This is a genomic window from Clostridium sp. AM28-20LB, from assembly GCF_003480665.1.
Taxonomy (GTDB): domain Bacteria; phylum Bacillota; class Clostridia; order Lachnospirales; family Lachnospiraceae; genus Otoolea; species Otoolea fessa.
In genome coordinates this window covers 180,148-193,419 of the sequence record NZ_QUJN01000003.1, presented here as the reverse complement: position 1 = coordinate 193,419, position 13,272 = coordinate 180,148, and the positions used below count along the sequence as shown (strand labels likewise).

Annotated in this window: 13 protein-coding genes; all 13 read right to left on the bottom strand. The window is 49.6% G+C overall.

The features are described 5' to 3' along the window. Nucleotides 1–31: 31 nt before the first annotated feature. Nucleotides 32–1,144 (bottom strand): DUF4366 domain-containing protein, encoded by a 1,113-nt coding sequence (locus DW739_RS08470; RefSeq protein ID WP_117468867.1) that lies wholly within the window; start codon nucleotides 1,142–1,144, stop codon nucleotides 32–34. After that, nucleotides 1,134–1,379 (bottom strand): DUF4315 family protein, encoded by a 246-nt coding sequence (locus DW739_RS08465; RefSeq protein WP_117505244.1) that lies wholly within the window; start codon nucleotides 1,377–1,379, stop codon nucleotides 1,134–1,136. The genes DW739_RS08470 and DW739_RS08465 overlap by 11 nt, the downstream gene beginning before the upstream one ends. 18 nt (nucleotides 1,380–1,397) lie before the next feature. Continuing rightward, nucleotides 1,398–4,076: a CD1108 family mobile element protein gene (locus DW739_RS08460; RefSeq protein ID WP_117552647.1), complete on the bottom strand. Its 2,679-nt coding sequence runs from the start codon at nucleotides 4,074–4,076 to the stop codon at nucleotides 1,398–1,400. A 33-nt stretch (nucleotides 4,077–4,109) separates the two neighbouring features. Continuing rightward, nucleotides 4,110–6,386, bottom strand: a complete 2,277-nt coding sequence (locus DW739_RS08455; RefSeq protein WP_117552659.1) for a VirB4-like conjugal transfer ATPase, CD1110 family — start codon at nucleotides 6,384–6,386, stop codon at nucleotides 4,110–4,112. Nucleotides 6,387–6,483: 97 nt separating this feature from the next. Further along, the gene (locus DW739_RS08450; protein WP_117505240.1) at nucleotides 6,484–6,918 is read right to left on the bottom strand and encodes a PrgI family protein; all 435 of its coding nucleotides are present in this window, start codon (nucleotides 6,916–6,918) and stop codon (nucleotides 6,484–6,486) included. Nucleotides 6,919–6,954: 36 nt separating this feature from the next. Then, complete coding sequence (locus DW739_RS08445) at nucleotides 6,955–7,701, bottom strand: hypothetical protein (protein WP_222847487.1); 747 nt, start codon at nucleotides 7,699–7,701, stop codon at nucleotides 6,955–6,957. Next, the gene (locus DW739_RS08440) at nucleotides 7,698–8,255 is read right to left on the bottom strand and encodes an MT-A70 family methyltransferase (RefSeq protein WP_005361089.1); all 558 of its coding nucleotides are present in this window, start codon (nucleotides 8,253–8,255) and stop codon (nucleotides 7,698–7,700) included. The genes DW739_RS08445 and DW739_RS08440 overlap by 4 nt, the downstream gene beginning before the upstream one ends. Further along, complete coding sequence (locus DW739_RS08435) at nucleotides 8,255–8,707, bottom strand: SpoVG family protein (RefSeq protein WP_117442477.1); 453 nt, start codon at nucleotides 8,705–8,707, stop codon at nucleotides 8,255–8,257. Before DW739_RS08435 ends, DW739_RS08440 begins: the two co-directional genes overlap by 1 nt. A gap of 38 nt (nucleotides 8,708–8,745) precedes the next feature. After that, nucleotides 8,746–9,609, bottom strand: coding sequence for a VirB6/TrbL-like conjugal transfer protein, CD1112 family (locus DW739_RS08430; protein ID WP_117442478.1), 864 nt, complete (start codon nucleotides 9,607–9,609; stop codon nucleotides 8,746–8,748). A 10-nt stretch (nucleotides 9,610–9,619) separates the two neighbouring features. Further along, nucleotides 9,620–9,835, bottom strand: a complete 216-nt coding sequence (locus DW739_RS08425) for a Maff2 family mobile element protein (RefSeq protein WP_005361081.1) — start codon at nucleotides 9,833–9,835, stop codon at nucleotides 9,620–9,622. Nucleotides 9,836–10,080: 245 nt separating this feature from the next. Then, nucleotides 10,081–11,925, bottom strand: a complete 1,845-nt coding sequence (locus DW739_RS08420; protein ID WP_117552645.1) for a VirD4-like conjugal transfer protein, CD1115 family — start codon at nucleotides 11,923–11,925, stop codon at nucleotides 10,081–10,083. Next, entirely contained in the window at nucleotides 11,922–12,398 is a 477-nt protein-coding gene (locus DW739_RS08415; protein WP_223385988.1) for a PcfB family protein, read from the bottom strand. Before DW739_RS08415 ends, DW739_RS08420 begins: the two co-directional genes overlap by 4 nt. Before the next feature lie 45 nt (nucleotides 12,399–12,443). Then, complete coding sequence (locus tag DW739_RS08410) at nucleotides 12,444–13,259, bottom strand: hypothetical protein (RefSeq protein WP_117442480.1); 816 nt, start codon at nucleotides 13,257–13,259, stop codon at nucleotides 12,444–12,446. Nucleotides 13,260–13,272: the final 13 nt, after the last annotated feature.

Genomic DNA, 13,272 nt, shown 5'->3' with positions numbered 1-13,272 from the left:
CCTCACTTTCATAAAATCTAAAAGGACAGCCTTATTTGCTGTCCTTGTCGTCAAAATCATCCTCGGAAAGATATTCCGGTTCCCCGTATGCCTCATCCGGGTCAAAGCCTTCGCCATAACCGTCATCCTCAAATTCCGCATCGTCCTCGGCCTGCTGTTTCGGACGCACGATTTTTACATAGTAACCGATCCCGCCGACCGCAAGTAAGGCAGCAAGGATAAACAGGATCGTGCCGACGCTGCCGGTTTCTTTCTTCGGCTTTTCCGGTTCTGCCGGTTTTTCAGTTTCCGCCGGCTTTTCTTTTCCTTTGCAGCCATTTAAGTCATTTTTGCAGACCGGACAGCCGGTATTAACCTTTCCTGCCTCACATTTTTCTGTGCAGTTACAGCTTTCTTCCTGGGGGATCATGCTCATGCTGCCATTGTTCTTTTCTGCAAGTGCCATCAGGTCGGACTCTGTGACGCCGTTTAAGAAGTAGACATTGTTATCTTCCCGTTTCCCGTCGATCACCAGATAAAAGACATTGCCCGCGTCCGTAGTGATGGTGTAAAACTGTTTTTCCCCATCCGTACCGCTGATGTTGTCCTGTACCGTTCCGGTGCCTTCCGGGGTAAATGCACCTTCCGGGATCGCAGAAGTATTTTCCTGCTGTCCGGTACTGTTATCTGAACCGGAAGAATTTCCGCCGCCGGAAGGGGTTGCAGCGTTTGAGCCGGAAGGTTTTTCTTCCTTAGGCGGTTTTGTCTGTGTACCGGACGGACTCTGGGGTGCTGTCGTAGCAGGTTTCTTTTCAGGAGCCGGTTCTTTGTAATACGGATTATCCAGCTTTACCACATCAGAACGGTTGCCGGCATAATCTTTTGCGTATATGCTTACCTGTTTTTCTGTTCCGGCATAATCTTTCAGTGCGACCGACGCTTTCCCGTCGGTGAGGGAGTTGATACGGTTTTCATCAACAAAGACCGCCTCCACGCCGGATAGATCGTCACTGCTTTCTATTTTCAGGGCATCGCCCTCCATGGAAGCAGTCAGCGTTGGCGGTGTGGTGTCTTTGGAACCGCCGGCATGAGCCGTTACAGGTAATGCGCTGACACTTACAAGAAGCGTAAGCGCCAGCAGCAGGGAAAGTTTTTTAAGCCTCATGCACATCCTCCTTCTCCTGCGGTAAAACAGTTTCCGAAGGGGCTGCCTGCTGTGATTTCAAAAAATCCGCAAGCTGCTGGGGCGTCAGTTTGAAACTGCGCGCCACCGCTACATAATCGGTATTTTCCAGCTCTGTTTTCTGTTCCTCCAGCTTATGGAGCTTTGCCTGCATTTCCGCAATCCTTGTTTTGGTCTTTTCAATTTCCTTTTCCAGTTTTTCAATTTTAGGATTCAATTTATTACCTCCAATCTGTTAAGGCAGACGCCCAAATGTATAAAAATGCTGCTGCCAGTAGCTTGTATTGATGTTTGCATAAGAAATCGGGTCTCCACAGTGGATCATCATTCCATTTCCCACATAGATCCCTACATGGCTTGCGCCGCTGGTGTTGTAGGTCCCCTGGAAGAAGATCAGGTCGCCCGGTTTTGCATCCGCACTTGATACCGGCGTACATACACCTAAAAGACCATCCGCGGTCAGCCTTCCGAAATTCCAGCCAACGCCGCAGTTGTTGATCACCCAGGACACATAGCCGGAACAGTCAAAGGAAGTGGAAGGGCTTGCGCCTCCCCATACATACGGATAGCCAAGATATTTTTCCGCCTCGGCCATCATTGCGGCAAACTGTTCATCCGCAAGGGCTTCCGGTGGAATGTCATAATCGAAGTAGTTTCCTGTGCCGCCTGAACCAACTTCCGGCAGGTGCCGTTCGCTGGTATCGCCGGTATCGGCAAAATACAGGGGATTCAAATACTGGCCGTCAACCAGGACTTCTAAGTGCAGGTGGGCCCCGGTAGAATTTCCGGTATTCCCGACCTTTGCGATCACATCCCCGGCTTTGACCTCCTGCCCGGCAGAAACAAGGATCTGGGAACAGTGCCCGTATTTGGTCGTCAGGGTATGTCCTTCGTATGCCTCGCCTTCAATAGCGACACACAAGCCATAACCGCCGGCATTTCCCGCAAGGGTGACCGTTCCGTCATGCCCGGCAAGGATCTCTGTGCCCTCCGGCATCCCGATGTCCACACCGGTGTGATAGTTCTTTTCCCCACTGATGGGATGTACCCGGTAGCCGTAATAACTGGTCACATAAGGGAGCCAGTTGGTGCCAAAGACATTTTTGACATACTGGCGGTTTCCTTTTGTCTGCAGCAGGATCTCGCAGATCTCTTTCTGGTCTGCGTTCATCCGGGAAACGACCAGGTTTTCTAGAGGTGTGACTGTGAGCTTGACATTTAAGATGCGCCATTCATAAGGCACTTCCTCCTGGGTTTCTTCCCCGGTTTCCGGATCAACGGAAGTTTCGGTGCGGTAACGGATCTCGGTTTCTTCTGAAAAGGACAGGGTATATTGTTCCTGGAAAAGCTGCCGCAGCACGCTTTCCACTTCATCGTAAGTAAATCCCTGATAAGCAGAAGTCAGATACCCCATCAGCACATACGGGTCATGCTCGATTGCGCCCAGGTTATACCGGTATTCGTCATAGCCGGGGCGGTCTGATTCCACCCGGTCTATTTCCATTTGCAGATCCGTTTCCCATTCGGTATAGGTAAGCTCCGCCTGGTTGATGTCCTGATCATCTGCAAGATAGGTAGAAGCAGCCAGACTTCCCAAACCGCCGGTCCCGATATTGGAGAACGTGGAAAACAGGGATGTGATCAGGAAAATTACCAAAAGGAGAAGCAGGAGGACAAGGCAGATTACAGGGTGCCGTTTGACCGCATGGACAATACCGACGCTGACCCTCTCTGTTGCGACTGCGGCATTTTTTGCCTGTTTCCCGGCTTCACGGGCAGCCTTGGCATACTGCCTTTTCAGTTTTTGTTTCTGCCATATCCGGGCAATCGCATGTTTCTTCAGCTCCGGGTGGTCGCTAAGAGCCTGCCGGTAAGCAAGTCTTGCGTTTGCTTTTGCTGATTTTTGCTGTAATTTCGCTGCCTTTCGGTAGGGGGCAGTTTTATGCCGGTGATATGCCGTGCGAAGCCCTGCCTCGCCCACAAGTTCAGAGCGGTGGGCTGCCTTGATGCCCACATTTTCATCCTCTGCCTCATAAATCTTTTTATGAGCGTAACCAATGGCAGTATTGGCGCCCGCCTTGACCGGACGCAGGGGTACAGGTCCTTTTACATGGACCTTTTGGGATTTGACCTCCTTTTCAAATTTTAAGTGTTTTTTGGCTTTTCCGGTCTCCGGGTCGGAAACCGTCTCCATGCGCAGTTTCTTCCGGGCAGGTAGACGATTTTGCGCCTGCTCTGCTTTTTGTGCAGTCCGTTCCGCCTTCCGTCTTGCATGGGTGAGCTTTTTATCCTTTGTCTCCGGCGGTAGTTCATCCGCAGTAAATTCCAGCTTGGATGTTTTCGGCGGTTCGCTATCCATACCCTTTTCCTTCTGCGCTGCCTGTTCCTCCGCCTGTGCCGCTTCCTGAAAACGCTGCTGATATTTGTTCCCATGCTGGTGTGTTCGGTAACGGTGTTCCTGACCGGATCTGTCTGTGCCGTTCGGTGGGGCTGAGCCTTCGGAAGAAGGAGCATATTTTCCGGTATCATGGTCTGTCACATCCTCTGTTACAAAAGAACGCCTGGAAGCCTCCTGCCGGAAATTGCTTCGCACGTTGTCCTGTATCGGGGGCGCTGTCCTGGTAGCATCCGGTGTCTCAAAGTGTTCCGAAAAACCATCCAAAGCGGTTGCATACGCTTCGCCCTGTTCCAGCAAGGACGCCGGTGTTTCCGGTGACAGATGGGAAAATTCCGTCTGTACAGGGATGTCCTGCCTGTGTGTCTTGCCGTTGACAGAAGAAGGGGTGTCCCGTGCCCTGCGCAGGTCAAAATCCTGTTCGGTCTGCCTGGCTGCCGGTTGATCCTCCCCGTGGGAATCACGCACCGGCATCCGGGTATCTTTGCGCTTCCTTTGAAATTCCCTGTCGTGTGCCATTGTTCTCACCTCCGATCCATTTTAATTTTTGTCTCACGCTTTGGTCCCCGCTACTTCATCCGGTCTTGTGGTAAGCACGCTGTACAAGAGTGTGTCCTTCGGGAAGTGGTCCACAAAGGGGATGATCACATTTCCAAAGAACAAAAGCCCCTCGCCGGGACCGGAATGGGTCACATACGAAAGCTGGTGCGGGGAGATTCCCAACTGCTTTGCCAAAATCTGACGGTCTCCCTGGGCCTGGTTGAGCATATAGATAAAGTCCGAGTTCTCAAAAATATTTTCGATCTCACGGGAAGCCAGAAGGTCCTTGACATTCTGCGTTAAACCTGATGGGATTCCGCCCCATTTACGGAAGCGTTTCCAGATCTCCACGCTGAAACTTCCTGTCTGCCCTTTCAAAAGAAGATGGAATTCGTCGATATAGAACCAGGTTGTTTTATGTTTGGAGCGATTGGCCGTGACACGGTTCCACACCGCATCCTGCATGATCAAAAGCCCGATTTCCTTTAAGGCTTTTCCCAGTGACTTAAGCTGGAAACACAGTACCCGGTGTTTATCCATCTGGATATTGGAACGGTGGTTGAACACGTTAAGGGAACCATTGACATAGATTTCCAGCGCCGTTGCGATATTCTGTGCCTCCGGTTCAGACTGTTTCAAAAGCAGCTCGTAAAGATCACCTAAGATCGGCATATTTTCCGGGCACGGGTCCTGCAGGTATTCCCGGTACACCAGTCTGGTACAACGGTCGATGATCGTCCTTTCAATGGGGGAAAGTCCTTCTTTGCCGCCGATGATAAGGTCACACAGCGACAGGATAAAATCACTTTTCAAAGTGATCGGGTTTTCATCATCGGAATAGTCCAGATTGATGTCCATCGGGTTGATGTAGTTCGTGGAAGTAGGGGAAATATCAATGACCTGCCCCTGGGAACCGAACTGCTGTACCAGCGGCCCATACTCATTTTCCGGGTCGGCGATAATGATGTCGTCCTCCGTCAGAAGGAACACATTGACGATCTCACGCTTGGCAGAGAAAGATTTGCCGCTTCCTGGGGTACCGAGAAACAGCCCATTGGGGTTTTTCAGCGTTTTTCTGTTCGCCATGATCAAGTTATTGGAAAGGGCGTTCAGGCCGTAATACAATGCCTCGCCCTCCTGGAACAGTTCACAGGTCGTAAACGGTACAAAAATCGCTGTGCTGCTGGTCGTAAGCCCGCGCTCAATTTCAATCTGGTTCGTACCAAGAGCAAGCGAGGACATAAGCCCCTGTTCCTGCTGGTAATCCAGCCGTTTTAAGGCACAGTTGTATTTCTGTGCCACACCCGAAGCGGCAAAAATATCATTGAACAGCTTTTGGCGTTTGGCAGCGATATTTTCCACCAGTACCGTCACAAGGAACATGCGCTCATTGCGGCTCTGCAAATCCTGCAAAAGATTTTTGGCTTCCTCTCCATAGGTGGCAAGGTCGGTGGGAATGATGTCCATGTCATACCCGGATCGGACCGCTTTCTTTTGTTCCTCAATGGTCATTTTCTGCAGGTCCGACATTTTGCGCTTGATGTTTCGGATCGCCTGCGCCTGGTCGATAGACTGGATATGCAGGTTGACGGTCACGGCGTCGTTTAAGTCAAGAAGATCCGCTAAAAGCCGGTCAGTAAGCTCCGGCGCTAGAATCTGCAAAAAGGAGACAGCACCGGAATGGTCGCCTACCCGAAATGTCTTTCCATCCTTTGAAAAAGACAGCCCGGATGGGGAAACGAAGTCTTTGGTAGAAAGACCGGTCTTAGGCAGATCCGACCACTGGAAATGAAACTTTTCCTGGCCGTCCGGGTGAAGCTGGCTGTGAAGAAGTTCCAGACGTTCCAGTCCGTTTAAGGATCTCGCCTGAACTCCCAGAGTCTTGAAATTTGCCAGCACATCCGTTTCAATGCGTTCCAGACGCATTTTCGCAGTACGCAGGTCATCTGCCTCGATCCCAAAGGTAATGTATTTGCGTTTGGTGAGACCGTTATTTCCTTTCTGCAACTGGTTCTTTAACATATCCCCGTATTCCTTGCGGATTCCGTCATACTCGTCGCCGCGGGGAGGGATGTCAATGCTTTTGGTAAAATCCTGCATATTGGCTCGCTGGTTGATAAAGGTAAGCTGCACATGGATCGAGGCGTCGAAGTAATTTAAGAAATCGCAGTAACCCTCGAAGATCTGTGCTTTATCATCTGCCTGTGCAAGCTGATAGTTAATATCAAAAAACTGCACCGTTTTGGTGTAAAGGGTATCGGTCAGCCGGCAGATCCCATCCCGGTACATTTCACGGTAGGGAATGCTCTGCTGGACCGTCTGCGGGGCATCTGCTTTCAGCCCGGCAAAAAAGCCGCCTTTTTTAGACGGCTTGGAACGGGCAGACTTAGTTTTGCCCTGCTTTGCATCGGCTCCGGTCTTTTTGGCCTGCCTGATGTTTTTTTGCAGACGCTTTTCCTGAGCTTCCTGCTGCTTGTTTTTTGGCAATCTTTGTAACCTCCTTCTTTGACATAGATTTATACAGGTTATCCGTCCTGTATGGACGGTCCTTCGGCCAGAGCTTATAACGGAGCCGGTTCTTCAAGATCTTTTCTGCCGGCTGCCCGTCACGCTCATACATGGCGAAGAAGAAAAAGGGCATCATCAGCCCGATCATCAAAAGTACAGCCGCCGAATTGCCGATCGCCCCGCGGGTAAAGAAATACACCGGAAGGCCGACAAGTCCGGCAAGGCTGAAACAAATAAGCTGGCGCTTCGTCAGATTGAAGGCCAGCTTAGTCTTAACTTTGGTTAAATCCTTTGGTACAGGTACATAAGGCATCTATACACCTCCCATCGTAATATAATTTCCGGCCCATTACCGTGCACCGAAATCGCGTACCGGTTTCTCCACAGCCGGACATTCCCGCACTTCCTGAGCCGCATTTTGCAGCCGTGCCAGGACAGAAACAGCCGGCTCTCTCTGACACAGGTATTCCTGGCTGTCTCGGATTCCGGCAATATTTTCCCGAATATCCATATCCACGTCGAGCACATCTGAAACCGGCATAAGCCAACGGTCTGCAAAGTATTTCAAAGGATTCTCAAGCGCCAGCACATCATCCAGCATTTCATCCCTGAACTCAAACTTTGTTGTCAGATAGGAATACGCCTCCTGCATGGCTGTAATTTCAGCAGCTTTTTCAATTAAGGATTCCTTATCTCTTGACATAAGGCTTTCCCTGTAAGCAAAGTAATTCTGTCCCAGCCGTTTCATCAGGAGCGTATATTTGTCCTGTGCGGAAGGTTCGCTTGTGAAATGTTCAAATTTTTGCGCTGCATCAATTTCTTTGAGAAGATCGCAGATCGGGAAACTGTGTTCATGGTTATTTTCTTCCCAACACCATCGGGCTACATCCAACGGGTCCTGAAAAGAAAGAAGCGCCTCTACTTCCGCCGGAGTAAATACATGCTCAACCTTCAGATAATAGTGGAGTTCCGAAAGTCCCTGTAACTCGTAAATACTGCCGATGTTCTGTGCATCCAGCATATCCGCATGAACCTTCAAACACTCGTCCAGCCGTTCCATAAGCAGCCGCTTTGCATCTTGTTCTATCAAAATCACCCCTTTCGCTCCGGCATAGTCAGCGTACAGTTCACTTCATTGCCCCATACATCCCAGCCGGGTGTCTTTTGTCTTGCAAACAGTTCCACTCTGGGCTGATCGCCCATGAGTTTTACGATCTTATCCCGCACCTCGTCCGGTTTCTTGCTGTGCTGCTCAATATGGGAGATCACAAACTGATGGATTCCCGCACATTGGCGTTTCGGACGGCCTCTGGTTGCCAGCAGGCAGACCTCCGCGTTTGAGCGGGTCCAAAAGCCCATGCCATAAAACCAGCTATCCGCTTTCCGGTTCTGTTTGAGCCATAGAAAAGCCAGCGTTTTATATTTGAATCCCCAGGCATCGATCACCCGGAAGGCTTCATTGAGCTGCGGGAAGGTCGCCCACAGAAAAAGGGCACTGTCTTTTGCGGCAAGTTCCGATACCGGCAGGGCACAGATTTCTTCAATGCTCATTGTGGGGTAATGGTTTTCCGCAACGCCGCTTCCATGTTTCCTGTCATAATGCCAGGGCGGATCGGCATAGATAATGCCGTACTGTTTCGTTTCCGGCATTAGCGAGCCTGCTCATTCTTAGATGTGGCCGGTTTGGCCGGCTGTTCTTTGACCTTACCGGCATTTTCTTTCAATGCACCGGTCAGGGAAGGCTTTTCCGCTGCTCCCTTTGTCGCTTCAAGAGTTGCCTGCAAATTTTCAATAGCCTGCCCGTACCCATCGATTAAGGCATCGTTGAGCTGCTTGCGGAACTCTGCCGTAACCGGCCAGCAGACATCTTTCCAGTTGCCTCCCTTATCCTGGGTTGCGGGCATATTGACATACAGCCCCTTTTCACTGGAACAGATACGGAAGCCGTCAATCTTAAAGCATCCGCCAATCGTAACATTGGCAAACGCCAGCAGGTTTCCCATTGGGGCGATCGGACGCACGCGGACATCCAGCTTCATGCCGTTTGCCATTTCCGGCGTCTGTGTCTCCGGCGCCATTTTTTCTGTATTGGTTTTACTCATATATAAAATCCTCCTTTTTAGAATTGGTTTTGTTCATGCTATCTTGCATTAAATATGGATTTGGATAACGAACCTGTCTTAAACAGGGCAAAAGCCAGCAGTACCGTATAACCCGCCGTTCCCCAGATCGCGCCGTGCACGTCGCCGGACGATGGGATAGACTGGACCAGCACTGCATAAATGGCAACACAGATCAGGATCAAAAACCCCTGAAAGCCCAGGGCAAAAAGGGAACGCAGATACCCGGTTCCCATTTGTCCCCATTCCCGGTTTGCCATTGTGGAAAACGGGATCGGTGCAAGGCTCACGGTTAAATAAATCTCGATCATACGGCCATATACAATGACAAAGATCACGATGGACAGTACCCACATACACAGATTGATGATGTTGGTTTCCAGCCACAGTCCAATCAGTTCCCACATTCCCATTGCTTCAAGCTGGGTTTTCAGATCAGACAACGCCGCCTGCACATCCAGGTTCCCGTTTATGACACCGGCACTTTGCGACACCACATTTTGGGCCACATCAAAGACCGCCATCACAATCGTAAAACAGTTGGTGAGCAGGTAAGTGGCAACAAAAGTCTTGAAAATCCACTTGAAGATGTTGAATGTATCGAATTCGTGCATGTTGTTCTTTTCGAGAATCATCTGGATCAGTTCATACACCAGAACAAAGGTCAGGATCATGCCCGCAATGGGAATGACGACGGTTTCTGAAAGATTCTGAATCATGGAAAACACGCCGCCATTCCAGCCCTGCGGGGTCTGTCCTACCTGATTTGCCACATCCGCAACCTGATTGTTGACGGAGTTGAAAATACTGGTGTACTGTCCGGTGATCGCATCGATCAGGCCCTCTTTAATCCAGTCTGTTATCCATTCAAACAGACTGCCCATAAGTCAGCCCTTAACCGAACAGGCCGGAAAGCAGCGGGATCAGCGTTGCACCAACCAGAGCGATACCTCCGCCTGCCATAAGCTGCTTGATCCCCTGGGATTTTGCACCTGGGTTATCATTTCCGTAACCTTCGAGAAGGTTTACAACACCCCATGCGCCCAGACCTGCGCCCAGGGCGATCACAAGGATCTTCAAAGTATCAATCGCGCTTGCAAAAAATGCCATATAGTTCCTCCTTTAATTTCAGAAATTTTAATTTGTGATATGGCCGTATCAGGCCGGAAACAAAAAAAGCCGCCGCACTGTTTTTAGAAAAAAATCTGTTTCAAACAGCACGGCGGCATGGGGCAGGAAAAATCCTGCGGTTATTTACTTTTCAGGGAGAATCACGAATCCTCAAAATATCCTCCTTTCATCGTGACAAAAACAAAGCCTGCCAGGGCGTCATGCTTTGACAGGCAGGAACAACTCTATAAAGTCTGGGAAGCCAGATCTTCGGCTGTGACTTCATAATTACGGTATCGTTCACCGGGACGCATCGGCATCCGGGTAGAAAGAAACTTTTCGATATTAAAAGCGTTCTTCTCATTAAAATCGGAAAGCAGTTTGTAATTTGGGTGTTTGGTTATATCGTATTTCCGGGAGAGGAACGGCCGCACACCCCTGATCTGCAGCAGACATTTGCCCCCGTCCATAACTGCCAGTTCATCCACCGACATCAGGTCCTTTCCCAGCTTTTGAAAATTTTGTCCGTGGGATTCCTGATTTCCCTTTGTGACACTGGTGTTATACAGATCAATAGTCTCTTTCCCTAATAGGGAGTTCCAGCTTTTTAAGGTAGTTTCTTCTTTGCCTCCTAAGAAAAGAGAGGCGTCACAGTTACCGATGATGGTGTCCATGTTGTCTTTATACAGGGCTTTGAGCTGGCTTTGCGCCTGCAGCACCAAGCAGGCAGAGATCTCACGGCTTCGGATGGTCGCCATAAGACGCTCCAGGTTCGGGATCTGCCCGATATTTGCCGCCTCGTCGATCAGGCAGCGCACATGGATGGGAAGCCTGCCCCCATATACATCATCCGCCCGCTCGCATAAGCGGTTAAACAAAATGGAATAGATCAGACTGATCAAAAATGCAAAGGTTCCGTCCGTATCACTCATAATAAGGAAAAGAGCGGTCCGTTCATCCCCCAGCATATCCAGATCCAGCTCGTCATACATGGTAATTTCCCTGACTTCTTTAATGTCAAAAGGAGCCAGTCTGGAAGCACAGGAAATAAGGATCGACTTCGCTGTTTTTCCGGCAGCGAGCTTATATTTTTTATATTGACGCAGGGCAAAATGATCCGGGTCTTTCTGTTCCAGAGCGTCAAAGAGAAGGTCAACGGCATTTTTGAATGACTCGTCATCCTCACGGACCTCCATTGCGTTCAGCATTTCTACCAGTGTGGCAAAATTCTGTTCGTTTACCGGAGCTTCATAGTAGATATATCCGATCAGTGCCGTATAAAGCAAGGTTTCTGCTTTGACCCAGAAATCGTCTCCGGCTTTTCCTTCGCCTTTGGTATTGGCGATCAGGGTAGTGACGATCTTCAGAATATCTTTCTCGGAATGAATGTAGGCGAATGGGTTAAAGTGCATACTTTTCTGAAAATTGATCGTATTGAATACCCGTATTTTATAGGGCTCATAGATAATCTTTCCTTTTTCATTACGCATAGGCTTTCCGTCCTTGTCCAGCTTTGGTGTGCCTCGCTGCAACATCTTTCCGCATTCCACAAGGACTGTACCTTTCGGATCGGTGACGACGTAGGAACTGTGCATTTGCATCAGATTGGGCTTGATGAAAAAGCGCGTTTTTCCCGAACCTGATCCTCCGACTACCAGTACATTTTTATTTCTTGCATTGGCCGGATTTTTGGGCCGTCCGTTTAACATCAGTCCTTCACTTTGGGTAAGAATGATATTGTTTTCCGGCTTTGGGTCCATAAATGGGGCAATATCGGCTTTATTTCCCCATCTTGCAGAACCATATTCCACATTTTTGCGGTATTTCTTAGCGTCTTTCCCTCTAAGATAGACTGCCAGCCGCATAATGGCTGCACCGCATAAACCAATCAGCCAGTCCATTGCCGCTCCCGGCCACATACTCTGAAACGCAAGGGCAAAGCCTTCGGACAGTCCTAACAGCTTTTGGGAAGCGTCTGCTCCGGGAGCCAGACGCACCGCCTCGCCCAGCTTGGCAAATACCAGAAGGAACAGAATATAAGGCAGATGGAGAATGACCTGTTTTTTCAGTGTTTCTGCATCAATCTTCATCGTTCCGGTCCTCCGTGTTCTTTGTTCTTTACACGGTCACGGCCAAGCGACTGCGCCAGTTCTTTGAACTTATGAAGCTGTGTAAGCAGCGACGGTCTGGTGCTGCGTGTAAGGTCTTTCTTCGTATATTCCTTAAAAGCTGCCGTCAGTGCATCCGCCTGGTTTGCCTTGAAATATACCGTCCATTTTGGGGGATCGGTCCCAAGTTCCTTTTCTATATGGTAGCGTACCTGATGTTTCCTGGCATACCGTTCAAAAGAGCGGATTCGCCCTGAAACTTCAATGGTATTGGCTCCGGGGTCTTTATAAGTCAGCCGCTTCATGCTGTTGCGCCCGACTTTTGGCATTGTGCGTTCCTGTTCCATCTTTTGGAGTACCGCAGCAATAGCCGCACGCAGTACCCGCCCTGACAGTTTTGCTGCCTGTATAGAAACAGAAACCGTTCGTTGTTCGAGATCTTCCTGCAAGAGCATCCTCCTTTCTGATAAAATCGGTATTTATAATATGGAAATAACTTTTTACCGGCTTTCCCCAAGAACCTGCTGTCGGGAAGCGTGTTCAAAGGCTTTTGCTGCCTGATCGACCTGAATTTTAGCATGTTTCAAAAGCGTCTTGATGATCGTAGCCGGGCGTTCCTGTTCCTCCAGATGATCGACCATCCCTTTGCACTCATCCGGGAGGTATTCCGCCATATCTTTCAACACATCGGAAAAGTTACCCATAAAGCCCCAGCAGCTATCCGACAGCTCCCCGTTTTTATAAAGCTCAAACCCATAACATTCGCCATGCAGATAGGAATCGTAAGCGGCGACTTCACTGCGCATCAGTGCGTCCGCTTTCTGCCGGATGGCGCCGGTCATCTTGTCAGCGTCAAATTCCTTTAGGGCATCTTCTTTGGAAACATAGATCCAGCCGACCTGTCCGCTGTCCCATTCTGCATGAGGGGCCCTGCCTGAGAAACTTTCTGTACTCATGGCAAGACCTGAGTGGTCGTAGAGATAGAGGGGGAGCATCAGATACTTTTCCGAAATTACTTTCTGCATTGCTTCATCGATCGCCCGTTCCTCTGTCTTTGGTCCATGCCGGAAACGGCTGCTTACAATGTTTACCATCCGTTCATAGCGTTTCATGCCGGCTTCATCATGTCCTACGGTATCTAAATACATTTCCCGCAGGAAGTCGTCTTTGTCCATATAGTTGTGATGGTCGCCCAGCGCATAGCGGGGATGGAAGCATACCATCGTCCCAAAATGTTCATCTACCTCACGGGGAGAGATCAGAATATCGTCCGGCTGCACCATAAGGGCATAAGGTTCATTTACTGCCATTAACATAATTGGCTCCTTT

Excerpts from the sequence above, each read along its gene's own strand:
- DW739_RS08450 (WP_117505240.1), bottom strand. The coding sequence starts at position 6,918 with ATGCCTTATGTACCTGTACCAAAGGATTTAACCAAAGTTAAGACTAAG.
- DW739_RS08455 (WP_117552659.1), bottom strand. The coding sequence starts at position 6,386 with ATGTACCGGGATGGGATCTGCCGGCTGACCGATACCCTTTACACCAAA.
- DW739_RS08470 (WP_117468867.1), bottom strand. The coding sequence starts at position 1,144 with ATGAGGCTTAAAAAACTTTCCCTGCTGCTGGCGCTTACGCTTCTTGTA.
- DW739_RS08440 (WP_005361089.1), bottom strand. The coding sequence starts at position 8,255 with ATGCCGGAAACGAAACAGTACGGCATTATCTATGCCGATCCGCCCTGG.
- DW739_RS08425 (WP_005361081.1), bottom strand. The coding sequence starts at position 9,835 with ATGGCATTTTTTGCAAGCGCGATTGATACTTTGAAGATCCTTGTGATC.
- DW739_RS08420 (WP_117552645.1), bottom strand. The coding sequence starts at position 11,925 with ATGAAGATTGATGCAGAAACACTGAAAAAACAGGTCATTCTCCATCTG.
- DW739_RS08415 (WP_223385988.1), bottom strand. The coding sequence starts at position 12,398 with ATGCTCTTGCAGGAAGATCTCGAACAACGAACGGTTTCTGTTTCTATA.
- DW739_RS08460 (WP_117552647.1), bottom strand. The coding sequence starts at position 4,076 with ATGGCACACGACAGGGAATTTCAAAGGAAGCGCAAAGATACCCGGATG.
- DW739_RS08410 (WP_117442480.1), bottom strand. The coding sequence starts at position 13,259 with ATGTTAATGGCAGTAAATGAACCTTATGCCCTTATGGTGCAGCCGGAC.
- DW739_RS08430 (WP_117442478.1), bottom strand. The coding sequence starts at position 9,609 with ATGGGCAGTCTGTTTGAATGGATAACAGACTGGATTAAAGAGGGCCTG.
- DW739_RS08435 (WP_117442477.1), bottom strand. The coding sequence starts at position 8,707 with ATGAGTAAAACCAATACAGAAAAAATGGCGCCGGAGACACAGACGCCG.